The sequence below is a fragment of the Prevotella veroralis genome, assembly GCF_018127765.1.
Classification (GTDB): domain Bacteria; phylum Bacteroidota; class Bacteroidia; order Bacteroidales; family Bacteroidaceae; genus Prevotella; species Prevotella veroralis.
This window is the reverse complement of record NZ_CP072330.1, coordinates 1,486,012-1,499,070: the sequence shown is the minus strand read 5'-3', so window position 1 is coordinate 1,499,070 and position 13,059 is coordinate 1,486,012. Positions and strand designations below refer to the sequence as shown.

General features: G+C 43.7%; 12 protein-coding genes and 1 pseudogene. 5 read left to right on the top strand and 8 right to left on the bottom strand.

Annotated features, from left to right (window positions below):
- Positions 1-398: 398 nt before the first annotated feature.
- The 4 genes and pseudogenes from J5A55_RS06280 to J5A55_RS12325 all read right to left on the bottom strand — a co-directional run.
- A complete protein-coding gene (locus J5A55_RS06280) occupies positions 399-893 on the bottom strand; it encodes a gliding motility lipoprotein GldH (RefSeq protein ID WP_004383771.1) in 495 nt (164 codons plus the stop codon).
- The gene (locus J5A55_RS06275) at positions 890-2,224 is read right to left on the bottom strand and encodes a PSP1 domain-containing protein (protein ID WP_004383773.1); all 1,335 of its coding nucleotides are present in this window, start codon (positions 2,222-2,224) and stop codon (positions 890-892) included. Before J5A55_RS06275 ends, J5A55_RS06280 begins: the two co-directional genes overlap by 4 nt.
- An 80-nt stretch (positions 2,225-2,304) precedes the next feature.
- Positions 2,305-3,444 (bottom strand): DNA polymerase III subunit, encoded by a 1,140-nt coding sequence (locus tag J5A55_RS06270; protein ID WP_039851475.1) that lies wholly within the window; start codon positions 3,442-3,444, stop codon positions 2,305-2,307.
- A 70-nt stretch (positions 3,445-3,514) separates the two neighbouring features.
- Positions 3,515-3,625: pseudogene (locus J5A55_RS12325) on the bottom strand (methylenetetrahydrofolate reductase [NAD(P)H]); the annotation flags it as partial.
- Between the two features lie 220 nt (positions 3,626-3,845).
- Between J5A55_RS12325 and J5A55_RS06265 the strand changes: the two are divergent.
- The 3 genes from J5A55_RS06265 to J5A55_RS06255 all read left to right on the top strand — a co-directional run bounded on the left by J5A55_RS06265 (position 3,846) and on the right by J5A55_RS06255 (position 7,375).
- A complete protein-coding gene (locus tag J5A55_RS06265) occupies positions 3,846-5,123 on the top strand; it encodes a glycoside hydrolase 5 family protein (RefSeq protein ID WP_004383776.1) in 1,278 nt (425 codons plus the stop codon).
- Between the two features lie 207 nt (positions 5,124-5,330).
- Positions 5,331-6,293 (top strand): type I phosphomannose isomerase catalytic subunit, encoded by a 963-nt coding sequence (locus J5A55_RS06260; RefSeq protein WP_004383777.1) that lies wholly within the window; start codon positions 5,331-5,333, stop codon positions 6,291-6,293.
- Positions 6,294-6,532: 239 nt separating this feature from the next.
- A complete protein-coding gene (locus J5A55_RS06255; protein WP_050755900.1) occupies positions 6,533-7,375 on the top strand; it encodes a hypothetical protein in 843 nt (280 codons plus the stop codon).
- 1,250 nt (positions 7,376-8,625) lie between these two features.
- Here the strand turns inward: J5A55_RS06255 and J5A55_RS06250 are convergent.
- Both J5A55_RS06250 and J5A55_RS06245 read right to left on the bottom strand, forming a co-directional pair.
- Positions 8,626-9,750 (bottom strand): AI-2E family transporter, encoded by a 1,125-nt coding sequence (locus J5A55_RS06250; RefSeq protein ID WP_004383783.1) that lies wholly within the window; start codon positions 9,748-9,750, stop codon positions 8,626-8,628.
- 2 nt (positions 9,751-9,752) lie between these two features.
- A complete protein-coding gene (locus J5A55_RS06245; protein WP_004383784.1) occupies positions 9,753-10,355 on the bottom strand; it encodes a thymidine kinase in 603 nt (200 codons plus the stop codon).
- 132 nt (positions 10,356-10,487) lie between these two features.
- Here J5A55_RS06245 and rsmI point away from each other — a divergent pair, with 132 nt between their 5' ends.
- Together rsmI and J5A55_RS06235 are read left to right on the top strand one after the other, a co-directional pair.
- Positions 10,488-11,204: a 16S rRNA (cytidine(1402)-2'-O)-methyltransferase gene (rsmI, locus tag J5A55_RS06240; RefSeq protein ID WP_004383785.1), complete on the top strand. Its 717-nt coding sequence runs from the start codon at positions 10,488-10,490 to the stop codon at positions 11,202-11,204.
- 4 nt (positions 11,205-11,208) lie between these two features.
- Entirely contained in the window at positions 11,209-12,123 is a 915-nt protein-coding gene (locus tag J5A55_RS06235) for a Cbp1 family collagen-binding glycoprotein adhesin (protein WP_004383786.1), read from the top strand.
- Between the two features lie 77 nt (positions 12,124-12,200).
- Here J5A55_RS06235 and J5A55_RS06230 read toward each other — a convergent pair whose 3' ends face one another.
- The gene (locus tag J5A55_RS06230; protein ID WP_004383787.1) at positions 12,201-12,575 is read right to left on the bottom strand and encodes a hypothetical protein; all 375 of its coding nucleotides are present in this window, start codon (positions 12,573-12,575) and stop codon (positions 12,201-12,203) included.
- Complete coding sequence (locus tag J5A55_RS06225) at positions 12,562-13,053, bottom strand: RNA polymerase sigma factor (RefSeq protein ID WP_004383788.1); 492 nt, start codon at positions 13,051-13,053, stop codon at positions 12,562-12,564. Before J5A55_RS06225 ends, J5A55_RS06230 begins: the two co-directional genes overlap by 14 nt.
- Between the last annotated feature and the right edge of the window lie 6 nt (positions 13,054-13,059).

Here is a 13,059-nt window from a genome sequence, read left to right as displayed (position 1 = left end):
TAGTACCCTTTCCCACAGAACAAACAACTCGTTTACTTGTCACCTGTCAACTCGTCAATTCGAAGTAATCATAATTTTGAATTATGAACGTTGAATTTTGAATTGCACGAGGGCGTTTCTTTGATGCAAGGAAAGCCTCTCTTCGATACGAAGGAACGCCCTTCTCGATTGGAGAAGGGCGTTCCTTTAATCAATGATATTGCCACAAGGTAGGGACAGACGCCCTCGTCTGTCCGCATAGGAAGATGTATTTCATAAAGAAGTAAGGAGGTAAACCGGACAGACGAGGGCGTCTGTCCCTACTTTGTGATACTGTCTTTGTATGTAAATGACGCTGTTCACTCCCCTCTCCATTCGGAGAGGGGGCGGGGGTGAGGCTTTTGGAGGGATAGTAGAGGCTACCTTCTCTGCAATCTTAGACCTATGTCACTGATGCCGGGAATACTATTTCTGCTCATAACATGGTGTATGGTAATGTGTAGAGAGTCGTTCCTATTTAGTTGGAAAGACGCTACGTGCTGGCGAATTTCCGTATTACTGATGCCATCTTGACCTGCTAACATACCCTTATCCGTGATGATTTCGCAATGAATTGTGTCTCGCCTCATCCTTTCCAGCTTCTTCTTATGCTTGTAATTGATGATAGCTGACTCCACAATTAGGCTCACACTGCGATAAGGAAAAGTCTGCGAAGCACGAAGCCCAAGGCTTAGTTCATAACTACCTTCCCACTGCCTTGGTAAGTTGAAGGTAAGAGTATCATTACGTTCCCAGCCCTTTACCGATACACTTTCATAGTGGTCATAGGTGCGTGGATCGTTACATGAAGTGGTACTCATGCCCCATAGCAAGAGTACCACCATATATATAAAGGTGAAAACCTTCGTTCTCATTCCTGTGTTCTGTCTGTTTGTTGAGGCTTTTTGTCCTCTTGTTTCTTGTTTTGTGCTGCGCCTTCTTCCTGCCTTTGGGGCTGTTTTCGCATGTTATTCTGCCTGCGATTACCATTCTGTTGATAGCGGTTGTTATCGTTATTCGGGCGTTGGCTGTCCTGTGCGGCACGCTGGTTACGATTGTTATCACGTTGCTGGTGTCCCCCTTGTGAATTGTTGTTATTGCGCTGCTGATTCCCTTTTTTGCGCTTCTTAGCCTTATCGAAACGACTGAGATCGGCTCCTGCAAGCAAGTCAGCAGACTTCTTTGCAGGCTTAGCCTTACCATCCTCAAGTAGCGAGAGAGGCTTCTCTCCACGCTTATTCATCTCTATGATCTCCTTAGCACGAGCCGCACTGATTATCTCAAGGTTTGCTCCTAAGTTCTTATCGGTCGAGTATGTGCATTGACCACTTAGTATATCCGTCTTGAAGAGGTGGTATTCACCATCCATAGTCTCCAACAATACCTCCTTACTTGGGAGCTTTCTGTTAGCTTCCATATACTGGTCAACCTCGTAGTTGAGGCAGCACTTGAGCTTAGCACACATTCCGGCGAGCTTAGTTGGGTTCGGGGAGATGTCTTGAATACGTGCTGCTGTGGTGGAGACACTCGAGAAGTTCTTCATCCAAGTAGCACAGCAAAGCTCTCTTCCACATGGTCCTGTACCACCAATACGCCCTGCTTCCTGTCGAGCACCAATCTGTTTCATCTCAATGCGGACGTGGAAAGCAGCTGCAAGATCCTTTATGAGCTGTCTAAAGTCAACTCGTTCGTCTGCAATGTAATAGAAGATTGCCTTGTTGCCATCGCCTTGGTACTCCACATCACCAATCTTCATCTTCAGTCCCAAGCCCTTAGCTATCTGCCTACTCTCTATCATTGTTCGGTGCTCACGGGCTTTTGCTTCATGATACTTCTGCATGTCGACTTCTTTAGCCAAGCGATATACTCGCTTGATATCATCGGGTGACTTGACTGCTGTCGACTTCTTTATCTGTAGCTTAACGAGCCTACCTGTCAGTGTAACGACCCCTATGTCGTGTCCAGGATTTGCTTCGACAGCTACGATGTCACCCTTTTTTAGGTCTAAGTTGTTGACGTTATGATAGTAACCCTTGCGTGTGTTCTTGAATTGAACCTCAACAAGATCGGTCGTCTGGTTGTTCCCTGGGACATCAGCTAACCAATCGTATGTGTTGAGTTGACGATCCTGTCTGCCGCAACCTTTATGACATAAGCCTCGATCGCAGCCGTGCCAGACCTTGAATTTCATATCTTTATAATCCATTGGAATCTATCTTTTTGTTTGCTGTGTGGCATTTCTGCCTATATATATGTTGATTATCTTTCTTGTTTTGATGGGCTGTTTCACTTCTTGAGTAGCAATACAATGAGCTTTAGAGCTACATCATAAAAGACCACCTTAGCGTTTGCGTTCTGTCCAATATCACGATTGGCACGTTCGAAGAGTTCGTTAATTTCAATCACATTTGCCTCATTAATGAAACGAGCAAAGTTCTTGGCGAAGTTCTCCTCTTCGAGTGTCATATAGTTAAGTTCAGCGTTCCTGAAGTTGAAGATGAAGTTTTCTCGCACTTGCTGTTGGAAGTAAACGAGCATACGACGCTCCTTCTCACGACCGTAACCAGCAACAACTTCACTCCAGCGCTTGAGGTCTTTGACGTTACGGAGGTAACATAAGCGCATAAGCATTTGGAACATATTGAGGAACTCACGGTTCTCGTTGCTCGTATCGAGGGTTTCTAAGGCTTTGAGCCAACTGCCATGTGCAATATGTGCAATGCGTTTTGCGGCATCAGGTTCTATCCCCCTTTGATGGATAAGAGCCTGTTCTATAGCATTATCATCAATTCGCTTCACATCAATTCGCTGTGTTCTACTGATGATCGTTTCGAGTAGCTTCTCTGGTTCCTCGCATACCATGAGGAAGATAGTGCCCTGCGGTGGCTCCTCCAAGAGCTTTAGTAGTTTGTTGGCAGATGTGAGATTCATGCGTTCCGGACGCCAGATGATGGACACCTTATAGCCTCCTTGACTTGATTTTAAGGATAGAACACGTGATAACTCATCGCTCTCGGCACCTGTAATAATCGCCTGCTGCGTTGTAGCACCCATCTGTTTCATCCATTGATTCATAGTGAAATAGGCACCACACATGATGAGTTCGTGCCATTCCTTTGCGAAGTCAGAGCTTACGGGTTGGTGGTCTCCACTCATACTGGGCAACTTTATGGTTGGAAAAGAGAAGTGTAAGTCAGGATGTTCCCACTTCCGAAGCATGGCAATAGCGTTTGAGATGAGTGGAGATTCAGTGTTATCGACCTCGTCTCCAGCAAGAAGATAGTTGGCAAAAGCCATTGCGAGTGCCATTTTCCCTACTCCCTCTGGACCACAGAAGAGCATTGCATGGGGCACACGATCCTCTTTTATCATCTGTAGGAGGCGTTGTTTCGTAGCCTCCTGACCTATTACATCAGAAAAGTTCATCCTCTCTTTATCTTTAGTTGCTTGATGTTCTGTTATTGAGATAAGCTTTATTTCAAGAGCTGGTTGACCACTTTGGTACCATTGTAAGCTGTGATAGCTTTGTGAAAGGCTTAATGCCAAGTACAATGGGGATGGTAATACCAATGCTTTTAGCGCGCTCTACGAAATCAAAGAACTTCTTCTATATCTATGAATTGATTGTGCATTTGGCTACAAAGTTAGCAAATAAAAGTGAGAAAAGTGCGTTATTAAGAGTACATGTTCATGTTGGTTATGTAATTAGTCATAATGCAGATGACATAGAAAAGGCAGTGAAAAGGGATTGTAAGTAGACATCCTTCAAACCTAAATCATCATCTTGTGCAGTATAATAGATATAATTTTTAATAGCTACTGATAGTATGAAAAGAGTTTTTATGACATTAATTGGTTTATCAATGATGGTAAGTACAATGGCAAGTAACTTTGTGAAAGTGGTCAACGGGCGCTTTGTTCGAGACGGGAAGCCCTATTGTTATGTGGGAACAAACGTCTGGTATGGTCCTTTGTTGGGCATGGAAGGGAAGGAGGGAAACCGCCAACGGCTCTGTAAAGAGCTTGATGCAATGCACCAGCTGGGGCTTGATAACCTCCGAATACTCGTTGGAGCAGATGGAGATACGGGTGTGGAGGATAAGATAGCACCGGTCTTACAAACCAAACCCGGCGTTTATAACGATAGTATTCTTGCTGGTTTGGATTACTTATTAGCAGAGATGAGCAAGCGAAAGATGGTTGCTGTGCTTTATCTCACTAACTCTTGGGAATGGAGTGGGGGCTATGGTGCTTACTTGGATTGGGCAGGTAAGGGACCTGTTGTTATACCTCGACGAGATGGATATGGCGCATACACCAAGTTTGCAAGCCAATTCGCTTCCAACCAACGGGCACACCTTATGTTATATGAGCACATCCGTCACATTCTTAGTAGGACTAACCGCTACACTGGAGTGCGCTATGTTGACGATCCAACCATCATGTCGTGGCAGCTATGTAACGAACCACGTGCCTTTTCAAAGGATGCTTTACCAGAGTTTGAGAAGTGGTTGTCAGAGGCAAGTGCACTCATCCGCAGTCTTGATTCGAACCATCTTATCAGCTTAGGAAGTGAAGGCTTCTATGGTTGTGAGCTTGATTATGGCTCTTACGAACGCATTTGTGCCGATAAGAACATTGATTATTGCAACATTCATATATGGCCTTACAACTGGCAATGGGCACGAAAAGACTATCTAAAGGCTGACTTGAAGACTGCTTGTGACAAGACTTTAGATTACATCAAACGGCATTTAGCAATAGCAAAGCGACTTAATAAGCCTTTAGTCTTAGAGGAGTTTGGTTACCCAAGGGATGGCTTTTCATTCTCATTAAATAGTTCTACGAAGGCACGTGATGCTTATTACAAGTATGTGATGAGCCTAATAGTCGACTATGCAGCGCAAGGCAGTGTTCTTCAAGGTTGTAACTTCTGGGGGTGGGGAGGCTTTGCACAACCTAAGCATGAGCGTTGGCAGGCTGGAGACGACTTCACCTGTGACCCAGCACACGAACCGCAAGGCTTTTATAGTGTGTTTGCTTCAGACAAGTCAACGCAGAAAATCATTCAACAACAGGCTAAACGGATGGCAACAGTCAAGTAGTTTCCTATTCTCTCATGGGCATATTCTGATAGAGAATACCAATATCAAACTGCGACAAGAGGGAACATTCACAACGAAAGCACCCGTCTCTTCACTTTGATTCTTTGGTCATGTAGAGAATAAAGTGTACCTTTGCAGGCATAAGTAAATACATGACTTTGCCTCATAAGCGTATAACAAAACAACTAAAATAAGCAACAATAACGTATGGAAATGTTTAAGTTTAATCCCCTCCTAAAGTCTACCATCTGGGGAGGAGAGAAGATTATCCCTTTCAAGCACCTGTCTTCTGATGAGCAACAAGTAGGTGAGAGCTGGGAAGTATCAGGCGTGAAAGACAACGAGAGTATCGTCTCTAATGGTAAATACAAGGGTTGGAAGTTAAACGACTTGGTTGATGCTCTGAAAGAGGAGCTCGTTGGTAAAGATAATTATGCACGTTTCGGTAATGAGTTCCCATTGCTTGTGAAGTTTATTGATGCACGTGCGCAACTCTCCATTCAGGTTCATCCTACTGACGAACAAGCGCAGGCTAAGGGTTTAGGTCGTGGTAAGACGGAGATGTGGTACGTAATGGAAAGTGATGAGAATGCCTCTTTACGCAGTGGACTAAAGCAGCAGATCACCCCCGAGCAGTATAAGGAAATGGTAGAAAATGATACCATTACCGGTGCTTTGGCAGAATATTCAGTGAAAGAGGGCGACGTATTCTTCCTCCCTGCAGGGCGTATCCACTCTATTGGAACAGGCTGTTTCTTGGCAGAGATACAGGAGACGAGCGATGTAACTTACCGCATTTACGACTTTAAACGCCAAGACAAGAACGGCAATTATCGCCAGTTACACACCAAGGAGGCTGCTGAGTGTATTGATTATACAGTCTATCCCGACTATAAGACACAATACGAACCACGACAGAATGAGCCAGTTGAACTCGTTAGTTGTCCTTATTTCACCACCTCGGTGTATGATCTTACAGAGCCTATGACACTCGATTACAGCGATTTGGATTCTTTCGTTATCTTCGTGGGACTAAAGGGTGAAGGCGAGATTACCGATGCGGACGGCAATAGTCTATCGTTCCGTGCAGGTGAGAGTGTGCTTATTCCTGCAACAGCAACTACTGTTAAAGTGTCTGGAACCATTAAGTTCTTGGAGTCTTACGTGTAACTTTTGAGCTCCAATGAGATTTATCTTACGTTGATATAAGCGTCTAATATCACTTGTGCTGATGATGGGCATGAGCGATATTAGGCGTTTTCTTATTTGTAGAATATTCTTCTTTAAAGCCTATTTCGATGATGATAGAGGAAGTACATACATAAGTTTATACTTGGAAAGCACGATAACTAATAACCCAAGGAAGTATGAGGAAGTATTTAAATGTATTGAGTTGCTTAACTATAAGCATGCTGTCACTAAGCTGTAATAGCTCTGCAAAGAAAGTTTCTAACCAGTCTATGTCAGGGGAAATAGAGGTAGTTAATGCAAAAGCCGATAATGGTAGAACATTAGAATCTGCCGTTAATTTAAAGAATGCTAACCGTGTGGATGAGTGTAACGGAGAGATTGACAAAGGTTCACAAGGTGATGGTAAGAATCGTAAAAGTAGGCAAGATGGAATTCAACCTTGGATGATTTTGGATGGTTATGATAGAGTGGTTGAAGTCAACGGAGACTTCTCTAAGGTATTAGCAAATAGTGTATATGACTATCTCGGGTATATCGGCAATGACTATCAAAGGCTGTTTATAGACATTAACTCTGCGCGCAGAACGGGTGGAAAACAATACTATGTAACAGGTGAATCACGCGTTAGAAACAATGCTTGTAAGTTTGAGGGAGATATCGAAATCCTTAGTATTAGAGAGAAAACCTATGGTAGTTATGGTGTAGATGATTATATGGAAGGAAAGGTAAGAAGGCGCGGTTGCTGTATAGCTAAGTATTCCCTTAGAGAAGACCCGAAGCATTTTGGCAGTGGAGTATTCGCTGGTTACCTGTTGTTCTATTGGTATGAAAACAATCACCGGCACATAGTCTATGACAATATAGATATTGATTCGGATGCTTATAGTAACTGTCAATATGCTGGAACATGGCAGAGTTATAAGACAAATAAGGTGAAGCCGTGTTGCTGGGGGCAGTGTCGTATCCCTAACAGTGGCGATTTGGACATTGGTTCGTGTGAGTTTATTGTTAACCCAAAGTATAGATCTAAGGGATGGGAAGGCTTCATCCAAGCATGGTAGGAGGCTATGGTACGAATAGCCAAACAGCCGATTAAGAGTTTAACTTACAACAGTCTATAATAGACAAGAGCGTTACATCATAGGAACAAATACTCTTGTCAGCCTGTACACAATGCTTATATAAAACATAGTTAGGTAGCTTGTTCCTCTCAAAATGCCTGCGCGAGCTTTTTATACAGCGGTGTATAACAGATTATACAGCGGTGTATAATGAATTATACCATACTGTATAACGGATTATACCTTTACTGTATAATGAATTATACCGTACTGTATAACAGACTATACCATGCTGTATAGCATTGTTTGATAAGGTTTTGATGAATTTAGTTGTTATGTTCCTCTTGAAGAGCTATCCATTAGGTGGAAACAAGGAAAGCCTCTCTTGCCAATGAAGAGAGGCTTTCTTTAATGCGAAGAGACGCCCTTTTCATTGCAAGGAAACGCCCTCTTCATATTGAAGAAAGCGTTCCTTTATTTAAAGAACATGCCAACCTGTAGGGACAGACGCTCTCGTCTGTCCGCTATAGCACAGCCAGATAAGACCTACCCCAAGCCCCTCTAAAGGAGGGGATGTAGCCTAACGGGATGCCATGTTAGGGTAAAAGAGCGGACAGACGAGGGCGTCTGTCCCTACTTTATAGCCTCACCTTCCAGCTCCTCTCAGAACGGAATAATCCCACCCAGCCTCCCCGAAGGGGAGGAGTGCCTAACGGGAGCCGGTTTGGAAAAGGCATTCTTAATACAAAGGAGGCGTTTCTTCACATCGAAGAGACGCCCTTTTCATTGCAAGGAAACGCCCTCTTCATATTGAAGAAAGCGTTCCTTTATTTAAAGAACATGCCAACCTGTAGGGACAGACGCCCTCGTCTGTCCGCTATAGCACAGCCAGATAAGACCTACCCCAAGCCCCTCTAAAGGAGGGGATGTCGCCTAACGGGATGCCATGTAAGGGTAAAAGAGCGGACAGACGAGGGCGTCTGTCCCTACTTTATAGCCTCACCTTCCAGTTCCTCTCAGAACGGAATAACCCCACCCAGCCTCCCCGAAGGGGAGGAGTGCCTAACGGGAGCTGGTTAGGAAAAGGCATTCTTAATACAAAGGGGGCGTTTCTTCACATCGAAGAGACGCCCTCTTTGAATGAAAGAGGGCGTCTTGTTTAAATCAATAGATTGTATGCTAATTGACTTCCGTTGCCCACTCCTACTCTTTGTGGAGGCGGGGTGGGGTGTAGGGAAACCTATATCATATTATTCTTTGGGTTTATTTCCCTTCTCAATAACGTTCATCACTTCCTTTAACTCCTCATCTTCATGCTCCTTCGTGACGTATCTTTGCCAGTAAGCAATGATGAGTGTCGTAAGTGGGAGAGCGATAATAAGACCGATAAAGCCTAACAATGCACCCCAAACAGAGAGTGAGAGGAGGAGGATGGCAGGGTTAAGTCCCATGGCTTTACCCATGATCTTCGGTGTAATCACCATATCCATAAGTGCTTGAACGATGGCAAATACAGCCAAAGCCGAGCCAAAGATAATCCAGAAATTCTGCCCCGTATCAGCCGCTTTAAGCAATGCTAAGAATGCAGTTGGGATGAGGGCGAAGGTGTGGAGATACGGAATAAGGTTGAGAACTCCTATCAGTATGCCCAGACCAATAGCCATTGGGAAGTCGATGATGGTGAATCCTATACAGAAGAGAACGCCCATGCAGAGCGATACAAGCCCCTGCCCGCGCACGTAGTTATTGAGTTCTCGTTCCACATCCTGCTCTAGTTCTCGCCAGAAAGGACGTGCTTTTTTAGGGAATATCCTTATCCAATTGGAGGTGAGGAACTCGTAATCCAGCAAGATAAAGAACATATAGAGTAAGGTGATGAAAGACGCTATGATGGATAGCACGATACTTGCTGTTTGACCTATAACAGAGAACAGTTTGGGCATAACCGATTTAATGGCATCGGTGAAGTCGGGGCTCTTTAAGAATCGTTCTATTTGGTATTGATTCTCCGAGACCCACTGTTGGATCATAGCCGAGATATTGTTAGTATGAGCCGTCTCATGTAAGTATCTATTGGCGATAGTCATAAGTCTGTCTATCTGACCAATCATCGGTGGGACGATGAAGTAGAGCACTCCTGCGATGATGGCAATAACAAAGATCATTGTAACGATAATGCTTAGTGCTCGGCTGGGAACGTGCAACTTGTATTGAACGAACTTCACGATGGGGTAGAGGAGATAGGCTAAGAACCATGCAATAAAGAATGGTAAGAGAACGCTCGAAAGCCCTTTTATCACTAAGAAAACGGCAACAACTGCCAGAGCCGTTAGTGACCAGCGTATGAATTTATCAAATGTAATAGTCTTATCCATATCTATTTATCTTTTGATGAACATTCGTTTTTAAGGCTCTTTTGGTAACAATCGCGGCACAAGGGTTCGTATTCTTGTTGTTCACCAAGCATTACCCGGCGGTCATCAGCTATCAGTCGATGACTGACATAAGCCAAGGCTCCACACTTAACACAGATGGCGTGTACCTTTGTTACATCATCAGCTATGGCACAAAGAGCGGGCATTGGACCGAAAGGAACACCTTTATAATCCATGTCAAGACCGGCTATGATGACTCGAACTCCATTATTAGCAAGTTGGTTGCAAACGTCAACGAGCCCTTCATCTAAGAACTGCGCTTCATCAATTCCCACGACATCTATATCTGAAGCTAATAATAAGATGTTACCCGAGGAGTCGATTGCTGTGGAGTGAATAGAGTTCTGGTCGTGGCTGACAACATCCTCTTCAGAGTAGCGAGTATCTATCGATGGCTTGAATATCTCTACCCTCTGCTTAGCGAACTGAGCACGTCTCATACGGCGGATAAGCTCTTCTGTCTTACCAGAGAACATACTTCCGCATATAACCTCTATGCGTCCTTTACGACACCTTTCACCATTAAGATTATTAATCGTTACCATAATTGCTGCAAAGATAAGTATTTTCTTGGAGTTAAAGAATACTTTCTTAGCCTTAACTCCTCTATTCGTTATGTAAAAAAAGCTAATTTATTTTGCCCTTCAGTGCTTTTGCTTTACATTTGCAAGCAACAAATGGGAATATTATACCTCGTACCTACACCGGTTGGAAACATGGAGGATATGACGCTCCGTGCAATCCGAATATTGAAGGAAGCCGACTTGGTCTTATGTGAAGATACCCGAACTTCGGGCATCTTATTGAAGCATTTCGATATAAAGAACCGTCTTCTATCACATCATAAGTTTAATGAACACAGCACATCAGCAGGTATCGTCAATCGATTGAAGGCTGGTGAAACCATCGCACTCATATCTGATGCAGGCACTCCTGGTATAAGTGATCCCGGCTTCTACTTAGCTCGTGAGGCTGCAGCAAGTGGTATTACGGTACAGACCTTACCGGGTGCAACAGCCTTTGTTCCAGCCCTCGTCTCTAGCGGACTGCCTTGTGATCGATTCTGTTTCGAAGGTTTCTTACCACAAAAGAAGGGGCGTAAAACACATTTGGAGAGCTTAACTGATGAGATGCGAACAATGATTTTCTATGAATCACCTTATAGGGTAGTGAAGACATTGAGCCAGTTTGCGGAGGTGTTCGGTGCTGATCGACAAGTAAGTTGTTGTCGTGAGATATCGAAGGTGCATGAGGAAAGTGTTCGAGGAACGCTTGCCGAGGTCATCAACCACTTCGAGGAAACAGAGCCAAGAGGCGAGTTTGTGATAGTGGTTGCTGGTAAGGAGAAGGTTAAGTCTTCGACTAAGAAGGCGCGAAATAAGATTAAAGAGTAATGTTATGAAGAAACTTTTAGTAGTGGCAGTATGTGGAGTTCTTGCACTGGCATCCTGCAATCAAGACAAGAAAACAGCGTTTAATCCAGCACAGATACAGAACGATTCCTTACGTGCAATTATTGATGCTCGTGACAACGAGATTAATGATATGATGGGGACACTCAATGATATTCAACAGGGATTTGCCGATATCAATGAGGCAGAGAATCGTGTGACTATCGCCAAAGATAGCGAGAGTAAGGATAAAAACGAGCAGGTGAAAGAGAACGTACAGTTCATTGCTCAACGTATGAAAGAAAATCGCGAGCTTATAAAGAAACTGCAACAACAGTTGCGCGAGACGGGTTTCAAGGGTGATGCAATGAAGAAGACTCTTACGCAGCTAACCAATCAGTTGGTTCGTAAAGAGGGTGAATTGAAACGCTTGCGCAGTGAGTTAGAGTCAAAGAATATCCATATTAAGGAGCTTGATGAGACGATCACGGGTCTGAATACAGATGTAGAAAACCTCAAGACAGACAAGGAGAACCTTACAACAGAGAAGGAGAACCTAACGACGGAGAAAGAGAATCTGCAGAACGAAAGCAATCAGAAGACTGAAACAATCAATACGCAAGATAAGCAGTTGAACACTGGTTGGTATGTATTCGGTACTAAGAGCGAATTGAAGGGACAGCGTATTCTTGATGGGGATAGGGTATTGCAGGGTGCTTTCAACAAGAGTTACTTCACGAAGATAGATATCCGCATTACCAAGGAAATCAAACTTTATAGTAAGAGCGCACGACTGTTAACAGCGCACCCAAGCAGTAGCTACAGCTTATCAGCTGACACAAATGGTCAGTATGTACTTCGTATTACTGATCCACAGACTTTCTGGAGTACAAGTAAATACTTGGTTATTCAAGTTAAGTAACCTTATATATATAACAAGGAAGAGGCATTCTCGTGATGAGAGTGCCTCTTCTTTGTATGTGTTAGATGGTTTTATGGTCATTTGTTGAAGTCTGCCAACTTTGAAGTAAGGAGCAGACTCAACATTATAAAGGTGGAACCAATGGCTAAACTAATGTATTTAATGTTGTTGAGAAGGACTATGATAAACTCCGAGTTAGAACTTTGCTTAAGTGATTCTGTTAGGTCGGGTAGGGTGAAGCTCGCAAGTGTCACGATAGTACCTAATACGATTCCAATAGCCAGCATGATGGTGGAGAACCGTTTGTTCTTACGTTTCTCCTCACGTTGATAAGCCTTTACCTCATCAATAAGAGCCATCTGGCGGTGTAGTCTTTGCATGAAGGCTGCATCGTCGGTGAGCTTTGGCTGATAATCAGTCAGCAGGTCTTTTAAGTATTTATCTTCGTCCATCTTTCAATAAGTGTTTTAGTTGTTCCCGTCCTCGGGATAGTTGTTTCTTAATCGCATCCTCACTGTTATCGGTTATTTCAGCAATCTCTTTGATTTGATATCCTTGCATATAATAAAGGAGAATACTGGTTCTTATCGTTTCAGAGAGTGTGGCTAATGCCACATGAAGCGCTTGATAACGGAAGCAATCATCTGCGTTTGCTGTTCCTTGAAGCGTAAACACTTTCTCTAAAGATAGTTTACTTTGCTCTTTCTGTTTACGTTTAGCATCAATAAAGATATGATATGCAATCTTTAATAACCATGCCGAGAACTGTCCGCGTTCATCATATTGCTCACAGCGGAGGTAAGCCTTGATAAGAGTCTCTTGTGCAATATCGTCAGCTTCAGTGCTGTCTCCGTAGCACAAAGCCATCAGGAACCGACGTAGATGAGCCTGTTCCTGATTGACTTGATTGACGAATTGATTCCTGGTCATACGCTC